The sequence below is a fragment of the Streptomyces sp. NBC_01317 genome, from assembly GCF_035961655.1.
GTDB lineage: Bacteria > Actinomycetota > Actinomycetes > Streptomycetales > Streptomycetaceae > Streptomyces.
In genome coordinates this window covers 4,670,503-4,694,071 of record NZ_CP108393.1, presented here as the reverse complement: position 1 = coordinate 4,694,071, position 23,569 = coordinate 4,670,503, and the positions used below count along the sequence as shown (strand labels likewise).

18 protein-coding genes and 3 pseudogenes are annotated in these 23,569 nt (G+C 67.1%); 13 read left to right on the top strand and 8 right to left on the bottom strand.

The genetic code is table 11. The annotated features are described in order from the left end of the window. Position 1 precedes the first annotated feature (1 nt). Positions 2 to 973 (top strand): SCO2521 family protein, encoded by a 972-nt coding sequence (locus OG349_RS20270; RefSeq protein ID WP_327235945.1) that lies wholly within the window; start codon positions 2 to 4, stop codon positions 971 to 973. A gap of 44 nt (positions 974 to 1,017) precedes the next feature. Beyond that, positions 1,018 to 1,974, top strand: coding sequence for a DUF6879 family protein (locus OG349_RS20265; RefSeq protein WP_327235944.1), 957 nt, complete (start codon positions 1,018 to 1,020; stop codon positions 1,972 to 1,974). A 490-nt stretch (positions 1,975 to 2,464) separates the two neighbouring features. Here OG349_RS20265 and OG349_RS20260 read toward each other — a convergent pair whose 3' ends face one another. The 4 genes and pseudogenes from OG349_RS20260 to OG349_RS20245 all read right to left on the bottom strand — a co-directional run. Then, the gene (locus OG349_RS20260) at positions 2,465 to 3,238 is read right to left on the bottom strand and encodes a hypothetical protein (RefSeq protein ID WP_327235943.1); all 774 of its coding nucleotides are present in this window, start codon (positions 3,236 to 3,238) and stop codon (positions 2,465 to 2,467) included. A 167-nt stretch (positions 3,239 to 3,405) separates the two neighbouring features. Continuing rightward, positions 3,406 to 4,794, bottom strand: a complete 1,389-nt coding sequence (locus OG349_RS20255; protein ID WP_327235942.1) for a CBS domain-containing protein — start codon at positions 4,792 to 4,794, stop codon at positions 3,406 to 3,408. A 767-nt stretch (positions 4,795 to 5,561) separates the two neighbouring features. Then, positions 5,562 to 5,804 (bottom strand): annotated as a pseudogene (locus OG349_RS20250) (hypothetical protein); the annotation flags it as partial. Next, positions 5,804 to 6,082, bottom strand: a pseudogene (locus OG349_RS20245) (ATP-binding protein); the annotation flags it as partial. The pseudogenes OG349_RS20245 and OG349_RS20250, both read right to left, overlap by 1 nt. On the opposite strand from OG349_RS20245, the pseudogene OG349_RS20240 reads away from it, so the two are divergent. Both OG349_RS20240 and OG349_RS20235 read left to right on the top strand, forming a co-directional pair. Then, a pseudogene (locus tag OG349_RS20240) lies at positions 6,081 to 6,723 on the top strand (tyrosine-type recombinase/integrase); the annotation flags it as partial. The pseudogenes OG349_RS20245 and OG349_RS20240 overlap by 2 nt on opposite strands. 595 nt (positions 6,724 to 7,318) lie before the next feature. Next, positions 7,319 to 7,513: a hypothetical protein gene (locus OG349_RS20235; protein WP_189702326.1), complete on the top strand. Its 195-nt coding sequence runs from the start codon at positions 7,319 to 7,321 to the stop codon at positions 7,511 to 7,513. Positions 7,514 to 7,598: 85 nt separating this feature from the next. Here OG349_RS20235 and OG349_RS20230 read toward each other — a convergent pair whose 3' ends face one another. After that, positions 7,599 to 8,360: a phosphoglyceromutase gene (locus tag OG349_RS20230; RefSeq protein WP_327235941.1), complete on the bottom strand. Its 762-nt coding sequence runs from the start codon at positions 8,358 to 8,360 to the stop codon at positions 7,599 to 7,601. Positions 8,361 to 8,567: 207 nt separating this feature from the next. Between OG349_RS20230 and OG349_RS20225 the strand changes: the two genes are divergently transcribed. Together OG349_RS20225 and OG349_RS20220 are read left to right on the top strand one after the other, a co-directional pair. Beyond that, entirely contained in the window at positions 8,568 to 9,905 is a 1,338-nt protein-coding gene (locus tag OG349_RS20225) for an MDR family MFS transporter (protein WP_327235940.1), read from the top strand. A gap of 2,001 nt (positions 9,906 to 11,906) precedes the next feature. Beyond that, the gene (locus OG349_RS20220; protein WP_327235939.1) at positions 11,907 to 12,137 is read left to right on the top strand and encodes a hypothetical protein; all 231 of its coding nucleotides are present in this window, start codon (positions 11,907 to 11,909) and stop codon (positions 12,135 to 12,137) included. A 21-nt stretch (positions 12,138 to 12,158) separates the two neighbouring features. Here OG349_RS20220 and OG349_RS20215 read toward each other — a convergent pair whose 3' ends face one another. After that, on the bottom strand, positions 12,159 to 12,719 hold the full coding sequence (locus tag OG349_RS20215) for a TetR/AcrR family transcriptional regulator (RefSeq protein WP_327235938.1): 561 nt from the start codon (positions 12,717 to 12,719) through the stop codon (positions 12,159 to 12,161). A 136-nt stretch (positions 12,720 to 12,855) separates the two neighbouring features. Here OG349_RS20215 and OG349_RS20210 point away from each other — a divergent pair, with 136 nt between their 5' ends. Continuing rightward, positions 12,856 to 14,325 (top strand): MDR family MFS transporter, encoded by a 1,470-nt coding sequence (locus OG349_RS20210; protein WP_327238638.1) that lies wholly within the window; start codon positions 12,856 to 12,858, stop codon positions 14,323 to 14,325. 6 nt (positions 14,326 to 14,331) lie between these two features. Here the strand turns inward: OG349_RS20210 and OG349_RS20205 are convergent, their stop codons facing one another. Then, entirely contained in the window at positions 14,332 to 14,874 is a 543-nt protein-coding gene (locus OG349_RS20205; protein WP_327238637.1) for a TetR/AcrR family transcriptional regulator, read from the bottom strand. Positions 14,875 to 15,150: 276 nt separating this feature from the next. Here OG349_RS20205 and OG349_RS20200 point away from each other — a divergent pair, with 276 nt between their 5' ends. The 3 genes from OG349_RS20200 (at position 15,151) to OG349_RS20190 (ending at position 19,022) form a co-directional block, all read left to right on the top strand. After that, on the top strand, positions 15,151 to 16,173 hold the full coding sequence (locus OG349_RS20200) for an aldo/keto reductase (RefSeq protein WP_327235937.1): 1,023 nt from the start codon (positions 15,151 to 15,153) through the stop codon (positions 16,171 to 16,173). Positions 16,174 to 16,299: 126 nt separating this feature from the next. Next, positions 16,300 to 17,334 carry a TIGR03885 family FMN-dependent LLM class oxidoreductase gene (locus OG349_RS20195; RefSeq protein WP_327235936.1) on the top strand — a complete coding sequence of 345 codons (1,035 nt, stop codon included), beginning with the start codon at positions 16,300 to 16,302 and terminating at the stop codon, positions 17,332 to 17,334. Continuing rightward, positions 17,331 to 19,022 carry an alpha-amylase family protein gene (locus tag OG349_RS20190; protein WP_327235935.1) on the top strand — a complete coding sequence of 564 codons (1,692 nt, stop codon included), beginning with the start codon at positions 17,331 to 17,333 and terminating at the stop codon, positions 19,020 to 19,022. The genes OG349_RS20195 and OG349_RS20190 overlap by 4 nt, the downstream gene beginning before the upstream one ends. Positions 19,023 to 19,056: 34 nt before the next feature. Here OG349_RS20190 and OG349_RS20185 read toward each other — a convergent pair whose 3' ends face one another. Continuing rightward, positions 19,057 to 19,647 (bottom strand): CGNR zinc finger domain-containing protein, encoded by a 591-nt coding sequence (locus OG349_RS20185; RefSeq protein ID WP_327235934.1) that lies wholly within the window; start codon positions 19,645 to 19,647, stop codon positions 19,057 to 19,059. Positions 19,648 to 19,708: 61 nt separating this feature from the next. Here OG349_RS20185 and OG349_RS20180 point away from each other — a divergent pair, with 61 nt between their 5' ends. The 3 genes from OG349_RS20180 (at position 19,709) to OG349_RS20170 (ending at position 23,549) form a co-directional block, all read left to right on the top strand. After that, positions 19,709 to 20,869, top strand: coding sequence for an epoxide hydrolase family protein (locus OG349_RS20180; protein WP_327235933.1), 1,161 nt, complete (start codon positions 19,709 to 19,711; stop codon positions 20,867 to 20,869). Positions 20,870 to 21,569: 700 nt separating this feature from the next. Continuing rightward, positions 21,570 to 22,031: a pyridoxamine 5'-phosphate oxidase family protein gene (locus tag OG349_RS20175; RefSeq protein ID WP_327235932.1), complete on the top strand. Its 462-nt coding sequence runs from the start codon at positions 21,570 to 21,572 to the stop codon at positions 22,029 to 22,031. Positions 22,032 to 22,769: 738 nt separating this feature from the next. Further along, positions 22,770 to 23,549: a polysaccharide lyase family 7 protein gene (locus OG349_RS20170; RefSeq protein ID WP_327235931.1), complete on the top strand. Its 780-nt coding sequence runs from the start codon at positions 22,770 to 22,772 to the stop codon at positions 23,547 to 23,549. Positions 23,550 to 23,569 lie beyond the last annotated feature (20 nt).

The window sequence follows — 23,569 nt, the reverse complement described above, 5'->3', positions numbered from 1 at the left end:
CATGGCCGCCCCCGGGGACGCCGTGGAGTGGGTGGTGATGTGCGGGGAGGTACGGACGGCCCTGCTCCAGCACGCCCAGTCCCTGCCCGGCGCCGCGGCCGCCGACCTGCTCCAACTGCGCGGCGACGAAAGGGTCCTGATCTCCGAACGCCCCAACGCCTACGCCCTGTCGCCGGACGTACTCACCGGTGTGGACTGCCGGCTGCCCACCTCCTCCGGGGCGAAGGTCAGGGGAGTCGGAACCGTCGCGGCCCGCGCCGTACTCACCGGGGGCCGCGTCCTCCAGGCAGGCGCGGTCTTCCACTCCCCACCCTCCGGCCCCGGCCAACGGCAGCCGTGGGGCCACTACTTGGCCCGGCCGGGCGTGGTCGAACCGTTCGGAAAGCTCTCCGAGCGATCCGTGGCGGAGGGATTCCTCCTCCCCGACCGCCGGCCGGGCGAACTGGATGTCGGTGCGATCTCGGAACGGTTGCTCAGCAGGCTCCTCAGGCATCAACTGCTCGACCAACGGGCACCCTTCAAGTCCCGGCGCACTCGGCTGCGCTGGGTCGCACTGCTGGCCCCCGACGGTGAGGGCCCTTCGATCGAACGCTTCACCCTTGCCGAGGACGGGCTGCGCACCGTGGAGCTGCGGCTGCCGGCGGGTACGGGATCCGCCGCCGCGAGTCTCTGCGAGGACCTGGCCCTGCACGACTGGCTGCTCACGACTCTCGTAGGGATGGTCGAACGCAGCCGCCTCGGATCGGCCGACGGACGCGACGCGGTCACGGCACTGCGTCCGGCCGTCGACCACCTGCTGCACCTGTGGATGCCGAAGGCTCGTGCGGACCGGGCGCTGGGCCCGCTGTGGGAGGTGTTGGAACGAGAACCAGGCTTCACCCGGCAGTGGCAGACCCTGGTCCAGCGGATCAGGGACCAACTGGCCCTACAGGCCATTCCGTTGCGGCGCGACCCCGCCCTGACCATCAGCTGAGGGCCGGACGCGCACCGCACGATCCCACGGGGGGACTCGCACACATGGTCGTACAGACGGACGGATCGTCGAGAAGGCAGGGCTCGGGAAGCACCCCCGCGCCGGGGCCGCTGGGCATCCCGCCGTTCCTGCTGAAGTCGCTGATCACGGCGTTCATCGGCGGGACGGCGTACTTACTCACGAACATCACCGATCAGCCGGAGGTGTGGAAGCTGACCGCTTCCATCTTCCTGGGGGGCGCGTCGCTGATCATCCAGTACATGATCGACTTCGAGCGGCGGCTGGGCGGGGTGGAGAACACGCTCACCGAGCACAACGCGGAGATGACGCGACTGGTCGCGCGCGGCTTCGCCCGCATAAACGAAGTCACGGAACTCTTCGGCCTAGTGGACCGCTCAGCGCTCCCTCCCGACGGGGTCACGCGCCTGGTCCGGAGCGCGACACAGGTCGGTTCGAGCGCCCCCGCGATCATGCAGGCGTTCGCGCGGGAGGAGATCAGCCGCCTCACGACGCTGATGGAGAACCTCAACCAGAAGCTGGTGGACTACGAGGGCGAGGACCACGACTGGATCGTGAGCCTGACGCACTGCGCGGCCCAGACGATCGACGCGACGAGCACGTCGGTGGACCGGGACTTCTGGCCGAGCGAACTGGGCCAACGCTACCTACGAGCCCAACGGGACGCGGTCAAGGAACGCCAGGTCCGCATCCGCCGCCTGTTCATAGTAGAAACGCCGGACCACAACACCCCAGAACTCCAACAGTTCTGCGACAACCAACAAAGCCTGGGCATCGAGGTCCGCATCCTGGCCCTGTCGGAACTCTCCCCGATCGCCCGCATGGACGAGACGAACGACTTCATCGTCTTCGACGAGTCCCTGTCGTACGAGATCGGCTTCGACCTAAGAGGCGTCAACACCAAGACAATCATGGACCTGAGAGCAGACAGAGTCGCCAAACGAGTACGGCGCTTCAGGGCCCTGTGGGAGGCAGGCGAGTAACGGCACGCGCCCGCCCGCTCAATAAGGCCGATCGGGCCGTCCGCGGCTATCGACATGCGACCCGAGAGGGCCGGGGAACTACCCGGGGAACGACCATCCCCACCCGACCTACGCCGCTAGACGCCCCCTCGAATCACCCAAAACACTGCAATCCGCCTCAGATGAGCCACAGGACCACCATCCCCGTAAACGGATCTGAGTCGAGTAGCCACAAGCTCAGGTGCGAGCGGTATGCCTGGCGCTCAGCTTGGCTTGAAACTGCACCACCGATCACCACAAGTGCAAGACAGATGAGACCAGTTGATGCATAATCGTCACACTTGGCACCAGTGCCGGGCTCCCTGCATCCACCGCCCCCAGGGGCACGACTCGAGGGAGTCCGTAATGGAACCGATTTCACTGATGCTTATCGGAATTATTTTGATGATTGCGAGAGCACGGGGCTAGTCGAACAGCCAAGGGATGGGGGCCCGATATCGGGCCCCCATTTTCATTTTCCGAGAACGTCGCTGAGGCCTGACATTATGGCACCGATCGCGGCAAGGATAGCAACAGGTACCCCAACTACTGCAATTCTTTCACTGACGGAAAGGCGGAACCACCAACCCCCTCCAGGGATTTCCGAGTCGACCCGAAGCTGCGCCCTGAGTGCCCTTCGTTTCAACATTGGAACAATGGCACCAGCAAGCCCAAGCGTCATCAGGAATCCCATGAGGGAGTTAACTATCCAGGAATTCTCCTGCGCCTCGTGGAACTTCCTGACGCACTCAGAAACCGTATCTTCACCCGAGTCGACAAAGAAGAAAAAGTACCCGAGAAGCAAGAAGAAGGAAACGAAGAGCAGTGACACCTTGGCTTCGTACTTCGGGGATTGTGTTACAGCCCCTCTCTTTGTGAGGAAGTTGTCAAGTCGCGCTGATTGACCGTATGCCCAAACTGCATCGGATCCTGAAACGTTAAACTCAGTCCTCTCAATGTCGATGGTTATTGATACGTGCCGCTCTCCTCCCGATGTCTTTGCTTCAAGACTGAGATTCGACCATTCGTCGCCAGGTTCTGCTGCTTGCACCTGAACTACCGCGACCAGATCTGCAAGGGTCGAATTCCAGAAGCGCGTACTACCAGAAACTGTCGAGATCTTTACGTCGGGCGACTCGATACCTTCGCATGCCATAACAAACATGCGCTCGAGGTCGTCGCGACCCAGTCGGCACTGGTAAAACACCTTACGCAGGTCAGTCTGCTGGTTAGGAGTAACTGTCATGGTTGGATGATGCCGTGTCAGAGGTCGACTTCGTCTGGTTTCGGTTAAGTCGACACAAACCGCACCCTGTTCGTGACGCCTCAGACGATGTAGCGACGACAGATCTTGCTTCCAGGTTGTGCCACGACAGGCACTACGCCCCTTACTGAGTCAGCAGCCTTCTCCAGTCAGGACCCGTATTCACGCAATAGATTGATCATGTTGCGAATCTTCTGGATGGCGTCGTCCGGAAGAGGATCTGGATTGAAATGCATCAGGTCGTTCCTGATAATTCGAATTTCCCCCAGACGCTTCCCGAATATCCTCCGATCGAGCGGCCAGCCGAGCAGATTCCACAACGCAGGATTTTCCAGAACTCTCTGGTAATCACCGATCGACAAATCATCGAATGAACTAATTCCCCGCTGACCTTGCGGGTCGCAATTTTGCTGAACATCGGACAGTTCGAACGTTCGCATCACAACTCGGCGAAGGCGTTGATCGAGTTCGCCAACCAGGAAGAATGGACTCGCAAGCGAACCATAAGCGGCTGCCACGTCACTGGCTGTGACGATACCGGCGATTCTCTGCGTCTGATCCCTAACAAGAACGAATTCAGAATCTGCGAGAGCAGGAAGAATGTCGATCAGGTCATGGTCGTAAGAGACTTCGCGGACGGTAATGATCGCATCGGAGAATGTCGCGTCAGGTTTGGCATGACGGGCTCGGGCGATCGACTTCCAGGTAACTGCACCTCGAACACTCCTTCCACTGATAACAGGCAGTTGCGAATAGTCGTTTATAACCATGAGCGTAATTGCCTGCTCGTATGTTGCATCGGGCGGGATGCTGGTGACTTCAGAGAGCGCGGACGGAAGGTTGCCAACCGTCAATCCTGTCTCCGGCTCGTCTTCGTCATCAAGATCAAGAGTTGGCCCGTCAGCAACCAGGGTGCTCGTCGGGACAACCTCATCTGCGTCGCCCCCCGACTCCTGAGCGGTAGTGGCCAGTTGAACCGTCGAGTCGAAGTGCACTTTTTCGAAATCCGGAATGGTAGTAAGGCTGTGGTTGGCTAGCTCCGCATCGATCTGCTTGGTGATCAAGTATCCGCGCCGCATAGCGCCCCACCATCCGACGAGTTCACGAACAGTGAGAGACAGTGGCTTCGCTGCATCTGCCAGCTGACGAGCACGCTTAAGCTGCTCGTGCCGCTTGGCAGGAGTAAACAGCTCATTCCCGGTCTCTACTTCGTCCGGTGTCTCTGAGACTTCCTCGGCGGCTTCGTCAAGTAGCTGCTGGCGTAGTTCGTCCAGAGTCTTGCCATCATCGAGTACCCAAGCGTGCCAGCCGTCAAATGAGCCCCCTCCAACGGCTGCAACGGCAGCTCGCGATGGAGACCGAAAAAGTTGACCGTCAGACAGCTGCAACTTCCCACCCGTCGCCACCGCTGCCTGGTGCTTCTCGCCCCTGCGGGGACGTTGGAACGTCAGCTTGGTGCCTACATCGAGATAATGCGCCTCCAACAGGTCGCCAACTGTTACCCGGCGGCCTTCCAGGAGATACGACTCCCGCCCCATCTGCCCCGCCTCACCCTAAGACCTCGACATACCTTGCGTGTGACCCATCATCGCGCATGTGTGGCTGATGCGCTCAGAGTTGGCATCATCGAGAGACTACGATTGACGACGCCGACTCACGCCGCGTTGCGCAGTCATGCGGGCCGCGGAAGCGTTCCCTTCCGCAGAGGGGTCAACCGCGTCACGGTGAACTCTTCACCGATAAGCAACGGCTCTTCACGTCCCAGAGTCGGAGCGGCTCTGCCGGAGGCATTGTCTGGACACGAGCGTCCGGCAGCGCGACCCACCGAGGTCCCCCGTCTACCCGAGGGTTCAGGCGCGCCCGAGCTGGAGCGAGGCGCAGACAGGAGCGCAGCCCTGGTCGACGAGCCGCACCCGCCGCCCCTGCGCGGCGGGTGCCTTGCACCGGTAGGGACGGTTGCAACCCAGTCGGACGCGTGAGGGTTGAGGTCGTTGGCGTCAGCTCGGAATTCGGTTCCTTGAAGCTGTGCGAACGGCTGAAAGATCACCAGGTGAAAGGGTGATGACGTGGGTGACCGCGACCGTGCAGGGCTCTCCATACTGGTCCGCAGTGGGAATCCATCTGCAGGCCTGGGAAGCGGGTACACATCAATGGCCGTCTGAAGCGCCGGCAGCCACTGCTGTTCTGTGAAGTCCTGGGTCCAGCACTCGCCAGGGCCGCGTGGCGGACATGTCTGGCGCAGGCGTCCCAACTAGGAGATGTACGAGCGAGCCCTCTTCAAGGCCAGGGTGATCCCCGATGTTCAGGGCTCCATGCGTAAGAGGGCTCGTCGCGTGTCGATGCGGCCGTCGTAGAGCCAGGCCCAGGCCTCGTCGGAGGCGTCAGGGTCGAGTGCCGGTGAGATCGTGCGCAAGGCGACCGCCACCCATCTGTCAGCCTGCGGTGCCGAGTACGCGTCGAAGGATGCCCGGAGTGCCCGCGACCCTGTCTCATCGTTGACGTCTTGCGTCCAGCACTCGCACCAAAAGCCCCGCTGGGGCTTGTCCATCAGCCCGGGTTTCCTCCCGGCTGAGTGTCCGTGAAGAGTTCGGCGGTGACGGTGCAACCGCTGTGGCTGCCGTGGACGACGACCTGGTGTGCGATAACGCTGACCATGCCCAAGCCGCGGCCGTGTACCGCGTCCATGCTCGGCTGCTCGACCTTCGGGGCCGTGCCCGTGCCTCCCTCGTCGGTGATCGACAGGGCGACCACCTTGGGGGAGACCGCGAGGGCCAGGTGGAAGTTGCCTACCCCACCGCTCGCCGTGTGGAGGATCGCGTTCGCGCCAGAGCGGGTCTTCGCCGTCTGGGCCGGCTACCCGACCGGTATCAAGCCATGGTCGACCTGGGCGGCGGCTGGGGTCTCCGCCAAGGGGAGATCCTTGGCATCGCCGTCGACGCAATCGACTTTGCGGCGGGCACGCTCCACGTGGTCCAGCAGCTCAAGCTGACCGCAGCAAGCCCGTGTTCGCCCCGCCCAAGGGTGGCAAGCTGCGGGACGTGCCGCTGCCCGGTCCGGTCGCTGATGCCCTCCGGGACCACATGAAGCGGTTCCCGCCGGTGGGGATCACCTTGCCGTGGAAGGTGGCGGACGGGCCTCCGGTGACCAAGCGTCTAATCTTCACCGGCCCGCGTGGCGGTCATGTCTGGCGGACGTCGCTCAACGAGGAAGTGTGGAAGCGGGCACTCGCCTCGGCCGGGCTGATCCCCGAGCGCAAGCCCGGGCGAGTCTTACGCCGAGTCCCGCGAGAACGGCATGCACGCCCTCCGCCACTTCTACGCCTCGGTGCTCTTGGACGCCGGGGAGAACATCAAGGCCTTGGCCGAGTACCTCGGCCACTCGGACCCGGGCCTGACGGCGTGTACGCGCACCTCATGCCGTCCAGCCAGGAGCGCACCCGCAAGGCGATTGCGGCCGCCTTCGCTTGACCTGCAGACCCCTGCGTCTCGAATCTCCATCTGTGAACACTAGTCCGTGAACTTTGGTCCGGCTCGGCAAAGTTGCGCCACACAATTCGCGGACCACAGCATTTGGATTCACCATCCGTGAACATTGGTCCGGCTCGGCAAAGTTGCGCCACACAATTCGCGGACCACAGCATTTGGATTCACCATCCGTGAACATTGGTCCGGCTCGGCAAAGTTGCGCCACACAATTCGCGGCCGCGCCCGCCCGGCCGGGTGGGTGGCCACCCACCTGCCCTCCCGCCCGGTCGGCCGCCCGGCCGACCACCCGCCTGGTCGAGTGCCTGGCTACCTCTACAGCCCGGCGTAGGGGACCGGATTAAGGAAACAGGACACGTGGGAAACAAGGTTCAACATAAGGCTCGACGGCTTAAGCTTATCGACCGACCAGACACCGATACGGAGGCGTCAGTTCCGCAACTGTGCAGGGATTTGCACGACATGACAGCGGTGCAATATCGTCCAGATCGCTGGCGGGGAAGCGAGAAGGCCACCCAGGGCAATGGGTGGCCTTCGATCTCCATTAGTGCCTTTTCGTTGCGACAACTAGGAGGAACCCATGGAGAACACCATGGTGCCACGCTTCGGCGTAACCATCGACATCACCCCCCGCGAACCTTCGTTCGCGTTGATCGGGGGCGCGGGCAGTTCCCTCGGCATCTGGGTGGGAGCTCCCGAGTGGGCCGTCGCCATCGGGGCATTCCTCGTCACATTCCGAGTGAGCGTCCGCGTCTGGAAGAGGCGGAGCATCTAGCGTCACGGCCCCACCACGGCCCAGACACGGCATCAGGCCTCTTAGCAGCGGAGAAATCCCTGGTAGGAGGCCTGATGCATCAGGCTTATTTTTTCTTGCCCTGGTTCTTTACGGCTTCGATCGCTGCCGCTGCCGCGTCCGCGTCCAGGTACGTGCCGCCCGGGTTGGTCGGGTGGAAGTCTGCGTCCAGGTCGTAGACCAGGGGGATGCCTGTGGGGATGTTCAGGCTCGCGATGTCGGCGTCTGAGATTCCGTCCAGGTGCTTGACCAGGCCGCGGAGGCTGTTGCCGTGGGCCGCTACCAGGACCGTGCGGCCGGTGAGGAGGTCGGGGACGATGCCGTCGTACCAGTACGGGAGCATGCGCTCCACCACGTCCTTGAGGCACTCCGTACGCGGGCGCAGTTCGCTCGGGATCGTCGCGTAGCGCGGGTCGGCGCTCTGGGAGAACTCCGTGCCGTCCTCCAGGGCCGGCGGCGGGGTGTCGTACGAGCGGCGCCAGAGCATGAACTGCTCCTCGCCGAACTCGGCGAGCGTCTGCGCCTTGTCCTTGCCCTGGAGGGCGCCGTAGTGGCGCTCGTTCAGGCGCCAGGAGCGCTGTACGGGGATCCAGGAGCGGTCCGCCGACTCCAGCGCGAGCTGGGCGGTGCGGATGGCGCGCTTCTGGAGGGAGGTGTGCAGTACGTCGGGCAGCAGGCCGGCGTCCTTGAGCAGCTCACCGCCGCGCACCGCCTCCTCCTCGCCCTTCTCCGTGAGGTTGACGTCCACCCAGCCGGTGAACAGGTTCTTGGCGTTCCATTCGCTCTCGCCGTGGCGGAGGAGGATCAGTTTGTACGGTGCGTCGGCCATGTGGCAGAGCCTAATGGCAGAGTCCGATCGACCGCCTGGAGGGGCATTCGGAGACGTCTTGTTCGGGTGCTGCTGGGTATTGGGTGGCGTCTCGCTGTCCGGCGTCTGTAAGTTGCCTGGGGGTGATGAGACGCTTACCCGGTTGGGGGCCGGTCGCGCTCGTACCTCCCGTACCACCTGCCTCTTCGCCGCCCCTGGGGGATGTCCATGCCAGTCACCGGTCCCACCGCGATCGTGTCCGGGCTGCGGCGTGCCACCAGGGAGACCGTCTCGGGGCTGCCCCGGGAGTTCTGGTGGCTGTGGACGAGCACCCTCGTCAACCGGCTCGGCGCCTTCGTCGCCACCTTCATGGCCCTCTACCTCACGATGGACCGCGGCTACTCGGCCTCGTACGCCGGCCTCGTCGTCTCCCTCCACGGCCTCGGCGGAGTGGTCTCCTCACTCGTCGCCGGGGTGATGACCGACCGGCTCGGGCGGCGGCCGACGATGCTGATCGCGCAGACCTCGACAGCGGCGTCGGTCGCGCTGCTGGGCTTCATGCACGATCCGCTGGCCATCGCGGGCGTCGCGTTCCTGGTCGGGATGACGTCCAACGCGTCCCGGCCGGCCGTCCAGGCGATGATGGCGGACATCGTCCGCCCCGAGGACCGCGTCCGGGCCTTCTCGCTCAACTACTGGGCGATCAACCTCGGCTTCGCCATCTCCTCCGCCGGCGCCGGCTTTGTCGCCGAGTACAGCTATCTCGCCGGATTCCTCGGGGAGGCTCTGCTGACGTTCGCGTGTGCGGTGGTCGTCTTTCTGAAGCTGCCCGAGTCCCGGCCGGTACGGGCGAAGAGTGCGGCGCAGACGTCCGTGGCTCCGGATGTCGGTATGGGGGCCGTGCTGCGCGACGGGCGGTTCATGAGCGTCGTCGGGCTGTCTTTTCTCGTCTCGCTCATCTTCATGCAGGGGTACGTGGCCCTCCCCGTGGCCATGGGAACGGACGGGTTCACCAGCGCCGACTACGGCCTGGCCATCGCCGTCAACGGCGTCCTGATCGTCGTGATGCAGATCCCGGTCACCCGCTTCATCGAACACCGCGACCCACGACGCCTGCTGATCCTGTCCTCCCTGCTCGCGGGGTACGGCTTCGGCCTGACGGCCTTCGCGGACTCGATCGCCGTCTACGCCCTGACCGTCTGCGTCTGGAGCATGGCCGAGATCGTCAACGCGCCCACCCAGACCGGCCTGGTGGTACGGCTCTCCCCGGTACACGGCCGAGGCCGCTACCAGGGCATGTACACACTGTCCTGGGCCGCGTCCGCCCTCGTCGCCCCGTTGGTGGGCGGCTTCGTGATCGACCACTTCGGTGCGGTGTGGTTGTGGGGGACGTGTGCGGTGCTGGGGACGGTGGCCGGGTTGGGGTACTGGCTGCTGATGCGGGGGTTGGGCGAGGAGAAGGGGGAGGACGAGGTGGTTGTGGGGGCTGGGGTGGAGGAGCGCGTGGAGGTGGAACCGGCGTCGCCGGCAGTGCCTTCGGCGATCAGCCCTTCGCTTGGCGACTAGTCGCCAAGTACTGGCGCGCCTCGACATTTCTTTCGATGATCGGAGGTAGACGGCCTGACCAACCGTCTGCCCCCATCGCGCCGGCCCGACCCCGAGGGCCGGGTCGGCGCGGTGTTCTGTTCTCTGTTCTCTGTTCTCTGTTCTGTTCTTTCTGGGCCGAGTTGTACGAGGGGTCACGTACGGGGATCCGGTCGGTCGTCCGGGACCGGGACCGGGGCCGGGGCCGGGGCCGGGGCCGGGGCCTGCTCCCGTTCTGGCTTCGGCGTGAGGACCAAGCCCGCTGCTGTCACCCCCAGCGTGACCGCTATGAAGACGAAGTCCCAGCACGGACCGCCGTCGGACGCCGTCATGCGGAAGCGGATTTTGTCAGGGTGAACCAGACCTCCTTGGTCGTGGGCGAGCGGTTGCGGTTGGTGCCGTTCGGCCCGAGTTTTGCTTGTCGTTCGTTGAGGGCGGGTGCGGGTTCGGACCGAGGGGTAGTCGGGGGTGGGCAGCACCCAACAAGGCGGGTGGGGCCGCCCCTTGCGGTTGAGTGTCGCGGGTCCGGTCCGGGCGTCAAGGGCGCTCCTGCGGAGCGTCGGCTCCGCCGATTGCGCTTCGCTCCACCCTTGACCCCCGGCCCGGACCCGCAAGTGAAGGCAGAGGGGGGCGGCCCGGGGGAAGGTTCCCCCGGGGGCCAGTCCGTGCTTCCTGTTTCGTCGCGGACCTCGACTCTCGGCGGGGATTTGCGCACCACTTGAATGGGGCGGTCGGTCTCGGTTCGGCGGCTGGACGGCCGTCTGTTGGCCAGCGCACAAGCACCGTGTCTGGACTGAGTGGGTGGTGGGGCGGAGGTGGTGGGGTTGAGGCGGCTGTCCGGCCCGTTTCGGTGGGTGGTGTGCTCTGAGAGCCCGTTAACGAAACACAGGACACAAGGCCGGTGAGGAGAGGCCCTCAGGAGCCCTCAAAGCTAGGTCGAATGGGACATATGACCTGCCGGGGGTGTGGTGATGAACGGCCTCACCGGCCGACCCTCGCTCACCGGCTCTCATGCAGGCGTCAAGTCGGAGCCGAGTGGACGGTGGGGCGGACGTGAGTGTCGAGACGGCCATCCAGCCCCCCTCCGTGGGGTGTGTGCTGCCAGAGCCCCTAAACGAAACACAGGACGCAAGACCAGGCGGAAGAGGCCCCCAACGGGCCTCAAAGTCTGCGCGAATGGGGCATATCGGCCACCAGGATGGGCGGGAACCCTGCCCGGCCCCCCGCAGCTGATCACGAATCTCAGACACGGTGCTTGCACGCCTGCCAACAGACGGTGGTTGGCCGCCGAGACGGCCGCCACCGCCCCATTCAAGTGGTGCGGAAACCCCCGCCGAGAGCCGAGGTCCGCGACGAAACAGGAAGCACGGACTGGCCCCCGGGGGAACCTTCCCCCGGGCCGCCCCCCTCTGCCTTCCGTTGCGGTTTCGGGGCTGGGGTCAAGGGTGACCGCAGGTCATCGCGAAGCGACGCGACGCAGGAGCGCCCTTGACGCCCGCCCCGAAACCGCGACACTCAACCGCAAGGGGCGGCCCCACCCGCCTCATTCATGCCGGGCGCCCCCTACTACCCCTCGGCCCGAACCCGCACCGCCTGTCCAACCCCAACCCCAAGCAGTCACCGGCGACCGGCTCGTCAGCGCGGTTCCGTACAAGCGTGACGCGTCGTCCCTCGTGGGGATGAACACGCGTGATTCCGTCCGGCGTGCAGGAAGGCCGTAGGTACGGTGTCCAGCTCGGTGGTCACCGTACCCACGAGGAGATTCATACCCCGCGCGTCAACCAACCTGGCTGAGTACTGGGACTCCTACAAGCCGCACCGTGGGGAGGGAACAGGCCGCTCCTGCGGCTGACTGTTTTGAGTGGACCCAGTACGAAGGGCACGGGCCCGGGCCGGAGTTCATGGGGAGTCCTCGGACCGTGCTGGAGCTGGGGTCCGCCGAGGGGAAGGAAGCCGTTCACGCGCCTCTCTCCTGGCGGGTGCATGGCCTTTTCCCAAGCCGAGGCGATCCAGGGCTACTACGGCCCGCAGCCCATGTACGGCAATGGCCTCGCCGGGCGCAAGCTCACCCTCCTGCGGTGGTCCTATACCCCTGACTGGTGGGTCGATCTCCTCGAACGCCATGGCTTCCGCGACATCGACGCCGAAGTGCTCGCCGCGCCGGACCCGGTGAATGTGGGCACCCTCATGGTGCGGGCCCGTATCCCCGCGTAGGCAGCGTCGGCGCGCCAATCGTCAGCGCACCAGGGGTAGGAACACCGTATCCACGATCTCTTCCAGGACCTCGTCCGGCACCGGCGCGAATGTCGTCAGGACCTCATGTCGCAGGAGGTCGAAGGGGAGTGCCTTGACGCGTGGGGTGAGGCGCTCCCGTGTGATCTCGCCCCGGGCCACCGCCCGTTCGAAGAGCACGCCCACCGGGTTCTCACCCCCCGCCGCGAGCAGTTCGCCGGGGCTGGTCCCCGTCCCCTGGTAGTAGCCGGCCAGGTGCACGCTCATGACGGTGATGAGCTGGACCCGGGTCGCGTTGATCTCCCGCATGAGGGTGAGGACGTCCTCCCGCAGGCTCCCCGTGTCGGGCACGCCGAGGCGGGACTCCGCCAGGGTGTGGACGATGGTCGCCCGGACCAGTTCGTCGCGGTCGGACCAGCGCCGGTAGAGCACGGACGGGCTGGTGCCGGCCCGCTGGACGACGGCGTCCATGGTGAACCTGGCGTAGCCGTGCTCCGTGAGCTCTTCCCACGCCGCGTCGAGCAGCGCCTTCTCCAGTGCCGCTCCGCGCCGCCGCTCGGGCATCCGTACCTCCGCCTGGTTGATTAGAAAGACTTGCCTATCTTATTTCGGCGCCGTACCGTGGGCCTCGTAAGATACGACTCTATATCTTAGGTGGCTGTTCGTGAGCACGCGTTCCGACCCCGCAGACCCCACCCCCATGGACCCCGCCGTCCGCCGCCTCGCCCTCACCGTCATCGTCGGCGCCCTCGCCGTCGTCTTCGACACCACCATCGTCAGCGTCGCCCTCAACGACCTGGCGCGGGAACTCCACGCCTCCCTCTCCACGATCCAGTGGGTCAGCACCGCCTACCTGCTGGCCCTGTTCGTCACCATCCCGATCGCCGGCTGGGCCCAGTCCCGCCTCGGTGGCAAACGTCTGTGGATCGCGGCCCTGAGTACGTTCCTGCTCGGCTCCGTCCTGTGCGCGCTCGCGTGGAACGCGGGCAGCCTGATCGCCTTCCGCATCGTCCAAGGGGTCGGCGGCGGCATCATGATGCCGCTCGTCGTCACCCTGGTGATGCAGGCCGCCAAGGGCCGCAACCCCGGCAAGGTCATGGCCGCCGTCACCCTGCCCACCGCGCTCGGCCCGATCCTCGGCCCGGTCCTGGGCGGTGTCATCCTCGAACTGGCCGACTGGCGCTGGCTGTTCGTCGTCAACATCCCCTTCTGCCTCGTCGGGATCTGGCTCGCCCACCGCAACCTGCCCGACGACCGCCCCGCCCCCGACAGCCCCCGTCCCCGACTGGACGTCACCGGCCTGCTCCTGCTGTCGCCCGGCGTCGCCGCCGTCATCTACGGCCTTTCGCGGGTCGAAGGCGGTACGGGCTTCGCGGGCGTGGAGGTCCTCGTCCCGCTGCTCGGCGGACTCGCCCTGCTCGGCGCCTTCACCGCCCGGTCGCTGACCCGTACCACGGCCCGTACCACGGCCAGTAAGACCGGAGGGGCCCTGGTCAACCTTCGCCTCTTCCGCCACCGCGCGCTGGCCTCCTCCGCCGCCCTCGGCTTCCTGGCGGGCATCACGCTGTACGGGGCGATGTTCCTGCTCCCCCTCTACTTCCAGCAGGTCCGCGGCGAGGACGCCCTCGGCGCCGGACTCCTCCTCATCCCACAGGGCGTCGGCCTGCTCCTCGCCCGTACCGTGGCGGGCACCTACACCGACCGCCTCGGCCCCCGCCGGGTCGCCCTCGCCGGATTCGCCGTCGTCGCGGCGGCCACCGTGCCGTTCGCCCTGGTCACCGCCGACACCAGCCCGTACCTCCTCATGGCCGCACTGCTCGTCCGCGGCTTCGGCATGGGCACCGCCACGATCCCGCTCACCGGAGCCGCCTACGCGGGCCTGGCGCACCACGAGATCCCCGACGCCAGCATCATCACCCGCGTCGCCCAGCAGGTCGGCGGCTCGGTGGGCATCGCCGTCCTCGCCGTCGTCCTCCAGCACACCGCCGCCGGCGCCCACACCCCGACCGCGCTGGCCGACGGCTTCGGCGAGGCCTTCTGGTGGTCGGTGGCCGTGACCGCCGTCGCCGTACCACTGTGCCTGCTGCTGCCGGGGCGGCCGGGGCCGCAGGCCGCCCCCGACGCCACGGACAGGACCCGAGCCGCCGCGGTTAACCAGTCAGCGCGTTGAGCCCTGCTAAGGCGTGCGCAGCCCGTCGACGAGGACCGCGACCATGCGTTGGTTGTACTCGGGCCCCTGACCGGGCACGGGAACGCACAGGTTGGCGATGGCGTGGATCAGGTCGAGAGCGCTGACGTCGTCCCGTACGACTCCGGCCGCCGACGCCGCGTCCAGCAGGGCCGCGAGAGCGGGGCCGACCTTCTCCAGGAAGTAGCCGGGCAGGGCCGCGTAGGCGGGGTCGCCCGAGTGGAGGGCCGGGGCCAGCCCTCGCTTCGTACCCAGGAACTCGGTGAACCGGCGCAGCCACTCCGTAAGCGCCTCCCACGGCTCGTGTACGGCGCTGAGCTGCGGCCCCGCCGCCGCGCAGGCGTCGATGCCGGTCTCCACCACCGCCTTGACCAGGTCCGAACGCAGCGGGAAGTGCCGGTAGAGGGTCCCGACGCCGACGCCGGCCAGGTCGCCGATCTCCTTGGCGGGCGCGTCGACGCCGGACGTGTCGAAGACGGTCCTCGCGGCGTTGAGCAGGGCGTCCACGTTGCGCTGCGCGTCGGCGCGGATGCGGCGGGGCGGCGCGGGGTTCTCGGGTACGGCCCTCTCCCGTGCGGCCCTCTCCCGTGCGGCCCTCTCGCGTGCAGCCCTCTCCCGTGCGGCCTTCTCGGGTACGGCCTTCTCGCTCACAGTCCTCGGTCCCTCCGGTTGCATAACCGGAAAGCCTTTCCGTATAGTTCCGTTCTGGAAAGGCTTTCCGTTTAGCTACAGAGTACAGCGTACAGATGGCAGGGCACCCGGCGCCGGACACCCGCCGGTGCTCCTCCACGACCCAGGAGGGTCCCCATGCAGTACCGCACGCTGGGCCGCACCGGCATCAAGGTCAGCCCGTACGCCCTCGGCACCCTGATGTTCGCCTCGGCCATCGGCAACGCCGACCACGAGGACTCGATCCGCGTCATCCACAAGGCGCTGGACGCGGGCATCAACTTCGTCGACACCGCCGACGCGTACGGCGACTCCGAGGAAGTGGTCGGCAAGGCGCTCAAGGGCCGACGCGACCACGTCGTACTGACCACCAAGGTGAGCCGCCCGATGGGCCAGGACCCCAACCAGCAGGGCACATCGCGGCGTTGGATCACCACCGCGGTCGAGAACTCGCTGCGCCGGCTCCGGACCGACTACATCGACCTCTACCAGATCCACCGTGTCGACCCCACGACCGACGTCGAGGAGACCCTCTCCGCGCTCACGGACCTGATCCGCAGCGGAAAGGTACGCGCCATCGGTTCCTCCAACACCCCGGCCTCCGGCATCGTCGAGGCGCAGTGGGTGGCGGAACGCCGGAACCTGGAGCGCTTCCGCACCGAGCAGCCGGCCTACTCCCTCCTCAACCGCGGTATCGAGCGCGAGGTGCTGCCCGTGGTGCAGCGGTACGGCATGGGCGCGCTGGTGTGGGGGCCGCTCGCCCAGGGGCTGCTCACCGGCCGCGTGCGCAAGAACGAGGAGAACGGCCTGCGCCGCGCGGGCCTCTTCAAGCACCTCACCGACGAGCGCCGCATCGACGTCGTGGAGCAGCTCATTCCCGTGGCCGAGGAAGCGGGCATGCCGCTGACCCACCTGGCCACGGCGTTCGCCATCGCCCACCCCGGCGTCACCAGCGCCATCATCGGCCCCCGGACGACGGCCCACCTGGACGATCTGCTCGCCGGCCTGGACGTCACCCTCACCGACGACATCCTGGACCGGATCGACGCCATCGTCCCGCCGGGCACGGATGTCGGAGCACTGGACCAGGCGTACGTACCCCCGGCCCTGGAAACCGCGACCCTGCGCCGCCGCGCCCTCACCGACCGGATGGCGGCCTGACACCCGGATCGAATCAAGCGCGCCGCAGCGTACGTCGGGCGGACTTCGGGCAGTGACGAGGACGCGCGGCGGAAACTCACCGCGCTGCCACTCGACTACTCTCCGGGACGCGGGTACCCGCGTCGTATGACCGTTTACGGATTTCACGCCTCGCACGAACAGGTGCCTCCCGGCGACCTGTTGACCGCAGTGGTGCACGCGGAGGAGGCGGGTTTCACCGCCGCCATGTGCTCGGACCACTTCTCCCCCTGGAGCGCCCGGCAGGGCGAATCCGGCTTCGCCTGGTCGTGGTTGGGCGCGGCCCTCCAGGCCACCGGACGCGTACCGTTCGGCGTCGTCAACGCCCCCGGCCAGCGCTACCACCCCGCTGTCATCGCCCAGGCCATCGGCAGTCTCGGCGCGATGTTCCCCGGCCGGTTCTGGGCCGCGCTGGGCAGCGGCGAAGCCTCCAACGAGCACATCACCGGGGACCGTTGGCCCCGCAAGGACCTGCGCAACGCGCGGCTGCGCGAGTGCGTCGACATCATCCGGGCGCTGCTGCGCGGCGAGGAGGTGAGCCACGACGGGCTGGTGACCGTGGACCGGGCCAAGCTGTGGACCCGCCCCGAGAGCGTCCCGCCGCTGTTCGGCGCGGCGTGCAGCGAGGCCACCGCCGCCTGGTGCGCGGACTGGGCCGACGGCCTGATCACCGTGAACGCCCCGCACGAACAGCTGCGGCGGATCGCCGACGCGTACCGCTCGGCCGGGGGAGCCGGACCGCTGTACCTCCAGGCGCACCTGAGCTGGGCCCCGTCCGACGACGAGGCCCGCGCGCTCGCCCACGACCAGTGGCGTACGAACGTGCATGGCCCGCCCGCCAGTTGGGACCTGGACACCGCTGAGCTGTTCGACGTCGTCAGCGAGCACGTGAGCGACGAACAGGTGGCCCGTTCGGTACGGGTCTCCGCGGACCTCGGCCAACACGCCGCCTGGCTCCAGGAGTACGCCGACCTCGGATTCGACGCGGTGATGCTGCACCACGTCGGCCAGGAACAGGAGGCGTTCATCGACGCGTTCGGCGCGAAGGTGCTGCCGAGGCTGGATGTGACGGAGCCGCCGCCGGCGGTCGCGGAGACGAACCCGCCCGCCACCGGGACCGCCCTGAAGGAGGCTTCGCGATGAGGCTCACCCGTACCTCCGACCTGTGGTGGAAGGACGCGGTCGTCTACTGCCTGGACGTCGAGACGTACCAGGACAGCGACGGCGACGGCTGCGGCGACTTCGCCGGACTCACCCAGCGCATCGACCACTTGGACCGGCTCGGGGTGACCTGCGTCTGGCTGATGCCGTTCTATCCGACGCGCGAGCGCGACGACGGTTACGACATCACCGACTTCTACGGCGTGGACCCGAGGCTCGGCACACTCGGGGACTTCACCGAGTTCGTCCGTACCGCGCGCGACCGTGGCATCCGCGTCATCGCCGACCTGGTCGTCAACCACACCTCGGAGCACCACCCTTGGTTCGAGGACGCCCGGTCGAGCCGTGACTCCGCTTACCGCGACTGGTACGTCTGGCGCGACGAGCCCCCCGAGGACGGCCCGCACGATGTCGTCTTCCCGGACGCCGAGACGAGCGTCTGGGAGTACGACGAGGGCACCGAGCAGTACTACATGCACCGCTTCTACAAGCAGCAGCCGGACCTCAACGTCGCCAACCCGGAGGTACGGGACGAGATCGCCCGCATCATGGGCTTCTGGACCCAACTCGGCCTGTCCGGCTTCCGGGTGGACGCCGTGCCGTTCCTGCTGGAGACCGACGGACAGCCCGACGAACTGCCCGACCCGCACGAGTACCTCGCCGACCTGCGGGCCTTCCTCGGCCGCCGGGACGGTGAGTCGATCCTGCTGGGCGAGGTGAACCTGCCGTACGAGGACACCGCGCGCTTCTTCGGTGAGCCGGGCACCTCGCGCGGCGACGAACTCACCATGTGCTTCGACTTCATCGGCATGCAGCAGATGTACCTGTCGATGGCGCGCGGCGACGCGACCCCGCTGGCGCGAGCACTGCGGGACCGGCCCGAGCCTCCGAGGGACGCCCACTGGGCGACGTTCGTCCGCAACCACGACGAACTGACCCTCGACAAGCTCTCGGACGACGAACGGGCGGAAGTCTTCGCCGCGTTTGGACCCGAGAAGGACATGCAGCTGTACGACCGGGGTCTGCGCCGCAGGCTCCCGCCGATGGTCGACGGCGACCGCCGCCGTACGGAGTTGGCGTACAGCCTGCTCTTCAGCCTCCCCGGCACGCCGGTCCTCTTCTACGGTGAGGAGATCGGCATGGGCGAGAACCTCGCCGCCGAGGGCCGGCAGGCGGTCCGTACCCCCATGCAGTGGACGGCGGACGACAAGGCCGGCTTCTCCACGGCGGAACCGGCCGACTACCCCAACCCGCTGGTGGAGGGGGAGTTCGGGCCGGCGAAGGTCAATGTGCACGACCAGCGCCAGGACTCCGGCTCCCAACTGGCCTGCGTGCGGCGGCTGGTGGAGTGCTACCGCGAGAGCCCCGAACTGGCCTGGGGCGCCCACGAGATACTCGCGGCGGGTGACGACGCGGTACTGGCACATCTCTCCACCACCGGGGACGGGGCGGTCCTGGCCCTGCACAACTTCGCTGACCGCCGGGTGAAGGTGGTGACCGAGGCATCGCGCCTGGCGGCCGGGACACTCCTCACCGATCTGCTCGGGGAGGACGACGTCACGGTGGGCGAGGAGGACGGGAAGGTCAGGGTCGAGCTGGAACCGTACGGCTACCGGTGGCTGCGGGTGAGCACGCCGCTGGATGATCCGGCGCGGGCCACGGCGGACTGAGGCTGAGGGCGGGCGGCGCCCGGGTGGACGGGTTTCAGCCCGCTTGGCGGCTGCGGTAGGCGCGGGTCTTGTTCCGGTTGCCGCACGCCTTCATCGTGCACCAGCGACCGCCGCCGTTGCGTGAGGTGTCGTAGAAGGCCCGGCGGCAGTCCGCCGAGGAGCACAGTTTCATACGGCTCCAGCCGCCCCCGGCCACACTCGACGCCACCGTCTCGACGATGGCGTCGAGCCCGGCCACGCCGCTGGCGGCGGCGATGCGCAGCCGGCCGGTGGACGGGTCGGGGGCCAGGCGGAGGGGGAAGGCGGCGAGGGCCTGGGCGACCGCCGTACCGTCGCCGCCGTCACCGTCGCCGTTGCTGCCGTTGCCGTCGCCGTCGCCGTTGCTGCCGTCGGTGATCGTCTCTCGCAGAGCATCACGCAGGGTGACGGCGGCGGTGAGGTCGGACGGGCGGAGTTCCTGCCCGGCGGTGGCCAGGCCGCGGGCCTCCAGCCACGCGGACAGAGCGTCGACCGAGGTCAGAGCGTCGCTGGGGACAAATTTCTCCCCGTGCCAGCTGAAGGTCCTCCGGTCGAGCGTGTTGAGGAACTGTTCGACCACACCCAGATCTACGACGACATCATCCACGACACTACTGTAACGGAAAGCCGGTGTTGACGGCCATCGACACCAGCTATAGCTTTTAAGGGTGTCGAACTCACAGAAGACCCCAAGAACAGATGCCGATCCCCTGCTGAAGGTGTCGGACGCCGACCTCGCCGACCTGCGAGCCCGTCTGCGCGCGACGAGGTGGGCGAGGCCGTGGCCGGTCGCCGGCTGGCAGGCGGGCACCGACGCGGGGGAGCTGAGGCGGCTGGTCGACTACTGGGCGTCGGGCTACGACTGGCGCCGATACGAGGCCGCCATCAACGCGCTGCCGTCGCGGTTCGCCGATGTGGACGGCACGCGCGTGCACTACCTGCGCTTCGACGCGGAGCGGGAGGGAGCGCTGCCGCTGGTCCTGACCAATGGCTGGCCGAGCACGTTCTACGAGCTGGTCGACCTGGCGCGACGGCTCTCGACACCGTCGCGGTACGGCGGTGACCCGCAGGACGCGTTCACGGTGATCGTGCCGTCGATACCTGGGTTCACCTTCTCCCCCAAGTTCCCGAGCCTGGACCCGCCGCCCCAGACGCACGAACTGTGGCACCGGCTCATGCACGACGAACTGGGCTTTGAACGGTACGGCGCACACGGTGGCGATCTCGGCGCGGGGATCACGGCCCTGCTGGCCCAGGCGCACCCCGAGTCGGTGGTCGGCATCCACCTCCTGGACGTGGTGACCACACCACCCGACCCGGGCGAGGAGCTGACGGACGAGGAGCGCGCGTACCTGACCGCCTTCGGCGCCTGGGGCCAGGCGGAGGGCGCATTCGCCCACCAGCAGCGGACTCGCCCGCTCACCCTGGCCCAGGGCCTGAGCGACTCACCTTCGGGCCTGCTCGCGTGGATGCTGGAGAAGTACCGGGCCTGGAGCGACTGCGGCGGGGACCTGTCCACTCGCTTCAGCGACGACTACCTGCTGACGCAGGCGTCGCTGTACTGGTTCACGAACACGATCTCGACGTCGTTCACGCCGTACTACGAGCGAGGCCAGGGCATGGTCCCCAAGCTGGAGCGGGTGGAAGTGCCGACGGCACTGGCGCTGTTCCCGGCGGACCTGGGCGTGGTCGCACCACGCGCGTTCGTGGAACGCAAATACCACCTGACCCGGTATACGCACCTGCCGCGAGGCGGCCATTTCCCGGCGCACGAGGAACCGGAACTGCTGGCGGGGGACATTGCGGCGTTCTTCGGGGAGGTGGAGTAGGTCTTCCAGCGCGGGTTCGGACCGAGGGGTAGTCGGGGGCACCCGGCATGAACAAGGCGGGTGGGGCCGCCCCTTGCGGTTGAGTGTCGCGGGTCCGATCCGGGCGTCAAGGGCGCTCCTGCGGAGCGTCGGCTGCGCCGATTGCGCTGCGCTTAACCCTTGACCCCCGGCCCGGACCCGCAAGTGAAGGCAGAGGGGGGCGGCCCGGGGGAAGGTCCCCGACAACCCCCAGATGCGGTTGGGGTTTCGTCGCGGACCTCGGCTCTCGGCGGGGGTTTCCGCACCACTTGAATGGGGCGGTGACGAGCCGTCTCGGCGACTGACGACCGTCTGTTTGCCGGTGCACAAGCACCGTGTCTGTGGTGAGTGGGTGGTGGGGCAAAGGCGGTGGGGCGAGGCGGTTGGTCTGGCCCGTTTCGGTGGTTGGTGTGCTCTGAGAGCCCGTTAACGCAACACAGGACACAAGACCGGGTGGGGGCCCTCGGGAGGCCTCAAAGCCAGGGCAAATGGGGCGAATTGCTTGCCGGGGTGGGATGGTAGGCAGTCTCGGCGGCCAACCACCGCCCATCGTAGTTTCGGGGGGTGTGTGCTCTAAGAGCCGCTTAACGCAGCACAGGATGCAAGATGCTTCGGCTCGGTCGGGGGAAGTAGGTCCTTCGGCTCAGGCGCGGTTCGCGCCTGCTGGCTAGCGTCCGTTCTCATGGAAACCTCGGGAATCGTTCGTCGTCAGACAGCGGAGCGGGTGCGCGACACTCTGGCGCGGCTCGTTGCCGAGCGGGATGTTTGGGTGTCGACAGCTCACCCTGATCACGGGCCGCACCAGGTGCCGTTGTGGTTCCTGTGGGATGGGCGAGCGGTGTGGATGTGCACTAGCGCCACCTCCGCAACTGCTCGGAACATCCGCACAGAGCCGCGCGTGCGTCTTGCGCTGGCTGACACCTTCGATGTCGTACTCCTCCAGGGCGAGGCCGAGTGCTTCCCCGACCACGAGATACCCGCGAGCGCGGCAGAAGCGTTCGCTGGCAAGTTCGTGTGGGATCCGCGCGCGGAGAAGGATTCCTTTCTGTACGTACGTGTCGTCCCGAGGACCGTGCGCGCTTGGCGTGGCGAGCCGGAACTGCGCGGGAGAGTCGTCATGCGCGACGGAGTGTGGCTGGAGTAGGCGGCTGCCCCTTGATGGCGAATGGGCCGTTGCCCCACCCCGCAGCCGACCTCGGATCTCAGACACGGTGCTTGTGCGTCGGCCAACAGACGGTCGTCAGCCGCCGAGACGGCTCGCCACCGCCCCATTCAAGTCGTGCGCAACACCCCGCCGAGACGCGCGGACCGCGACGAAACACCAGGCACAGACGTGCCCTCCGGGGACCCCTCCCCCCGGGCCGCCCCCCCAGCCTTCCCCAGCGGGGCCGGGGTGGGCGTCAAGGGTGGAACGCAGTGGAATCGGCGAAGCCGACGCTCCGCAGGAGCGCCCTTGACGCCCACCCCGGCCCCGCGACAATCAACAACAAGGGGCGGCCCCACCCGCCACATCAAATGCCGGGCGCCCCCGACTACCCCTCGGCCCGAACCCGCACCCAATCACTCACCCGAAGCCGAACCCAAACCCGCACCCCCACCGGCACCCCCACCCGCATCCGCCCCCAGCCATCTCAACTCGGCTGCCTCCCGCCGGAGTAGCTCTCAGCCCCGGCCTTCGCCCTCTCCCATGATTCGGTTTTGCTTCCTGTCGGGCCCGCGTCCCCCACCTGCAGTGATGAACTCTTTACCTCCACAAGACCATTGACCGACCAACTGGGTCGTGTTATTTACATCTGGTCGCGCATTGGACTAGACCTGATCTACCACCTACCGCGACGCCTTCACCCCCCACCACTCCGAGTGCTGAAGGATCGATCCCCACATGAAGCTACGTTCCCGACTCCTCGCGCTGGCCACCGCCGGCGGTATCGCCGCCACGCTCAGCATCCTGGGCAGTGGCAGCGCCAGCGCCGCCAACCCGGCCGTCGCGCCCGGTGGCAACTTCAACCTGTCGGTGTGGCAGCTCCAGGAGCCGGTGGGTTCGCCCGGTTCGCCGACCACCATCTCGTCGTCCCGTCTCCAGGGCGCCAACGGCTACCAGGACTCGTACTTCTACACCGACACCCGCGACGGCGCGATGACGTTCTGGGCTCCGGAGAAGGGCGTCACCACGCCCAACTCCAACTACGCCCGCTCCGAGCTGCGTGAGATGAACTCCAACGGCAGCGCCGCCGACTGGTCCCTCAGCGGCAGCCACAAGCTGAGCGCGACCCTGCGCGTCGTGTCGGTCACCTCGAACGTCGCCGTCGGGCAGATCCACCTCGGGTCAGGCGGTACGTCCACCAAGCCGCTCGTCGAGCTGTACTACCGGTCGAGCGGCGACATCGTCGCCGGTATCGAGAACTCCCCGGACGGCGGCCAGACCCCCCACACCGTGGGCCACGTGTCGATCGGCAAGACCTGGACGTACTCGATCGCCGTCTCCGGCGGCAACACGATCGACCTGACGGTCAACGGCAGCACGACGCACTACCCGATCCCGTCGTCCTTCAAGCCGTACAAGCAGTACTTCAAGGCCGGCTCGTACAACCAGTCGTCCTCCGACAGCACCACGAAGGGTGCCCGTGTCGCCTTCTACGGGCTGACGGTCTCCCACAGCTGACCGACCGCCCTCCCCCGCCG

Bases quoted from the DNA above. Each gene is read 5' to 3' on its own strand.
- OG349_RS20190 (WP_327235935.1), top strand. From the start codon at position 17,331: ATGAGGCTCACCCGTACCTCCGACCTGTGGTGGAAGGACGCGGTCGTC.
- OG349_RS20260 (WP_327235943.1), bottom strand. From the start codon at position 3,238: ATGACAGTTACTCCTAACCAGCAGACTGACCTGCGTAAGGTGTTTTAC.
- OG349_RS20215 (WP_327235938.1), bottom strand. From the start codon at position 12,719: ATGCCCGAGCGGCGGCGCGGAGCGGCACTGGAGAAGGCGCTGCTCGAC.
- OG349_RS20220 (WP_327235939.1), top strand. From the start codon at position 11,907: ATGGCCTTTTCCCAAGCCGAGGCGATCCAGGGCTACTACGGCCCGCAG.
- OG349_RS20210 (WP_327238638.1), top strand. From the start codon at position 12,856: ATGGACCCCGCCGTCCGCCGCCTCGCCCTCACCGTCATCGTCGGCGCC.
- OG349_RS20255 (WP_327235942.1), bottom strand. From the start codon at position 4,794: ATGGGGCGGGAGTCGTATCTCCTGGAAGGCCGCCGGGTAACAGTTGGC.
- OG349_RS20270 (WP_327235945.1), top strand. From the start codon at position 2: ATGGCCGCCCCCGGGGACGCCGTGGAGTGGGTGGTGATGTGCGGGGAG.
- OG349_RS20235 (WP_189702326.1), top strand. From the start codon at position 7,319: ATGGAGAACACCATGGTGCCACGCTTCGGCGTAACCATCGACATCACC.
- OG349_RS20200 (WP_327235937.1), top strand. From the start codon at position 15,151: ATGCAGTACCGCACGCTGGGCCGCACCGGCATCAAGGTCAGCCCGTAC.
- OG349_RS20175 (WP_327235932.1), top strand. From the start codon at position 21,570: ATGGAAACCTCGGGAATCGTTCGTCGTCAGACAGCGGAGCGGGTGCGC.
- OG349_RS20195 (WP_327235936.1), top strand. From the start codon at position 16,300: ATGACCGTTTACGGATTTCACGCCTCGCACGAACAGGTGCCTCCCGGC.
- OG349_RS20230 (WP_327235941.1), bottom strand. From the start codon at position 8,360: ATGGCCGACGCACCGTACAAACTGATCCTCCTCCGCCACGGCGAGAGC.
- OG349_RS20170 (WP_327235931.1), top strand. From the start codon at position 22,770: ATGAAGCTACGTTCCCGACTCCTCGCGCTGGCCACCGCCGGCGGTATC.
- OG349_RS20265 (WP_327235944.1), top strand. From the start codon at position 1,018: ATGGTCGTACAGACGGACGGATCGTCGAGAAGGCAGGGCTCGGGAAGC.
- OG349_RS20225 (WP_327235940.1), top strand. From the start codon at position 8,568: ATGCCAGTCACCGGTCCCACCGCGATCGTGTCCGGGCTGCGGCGTGCC.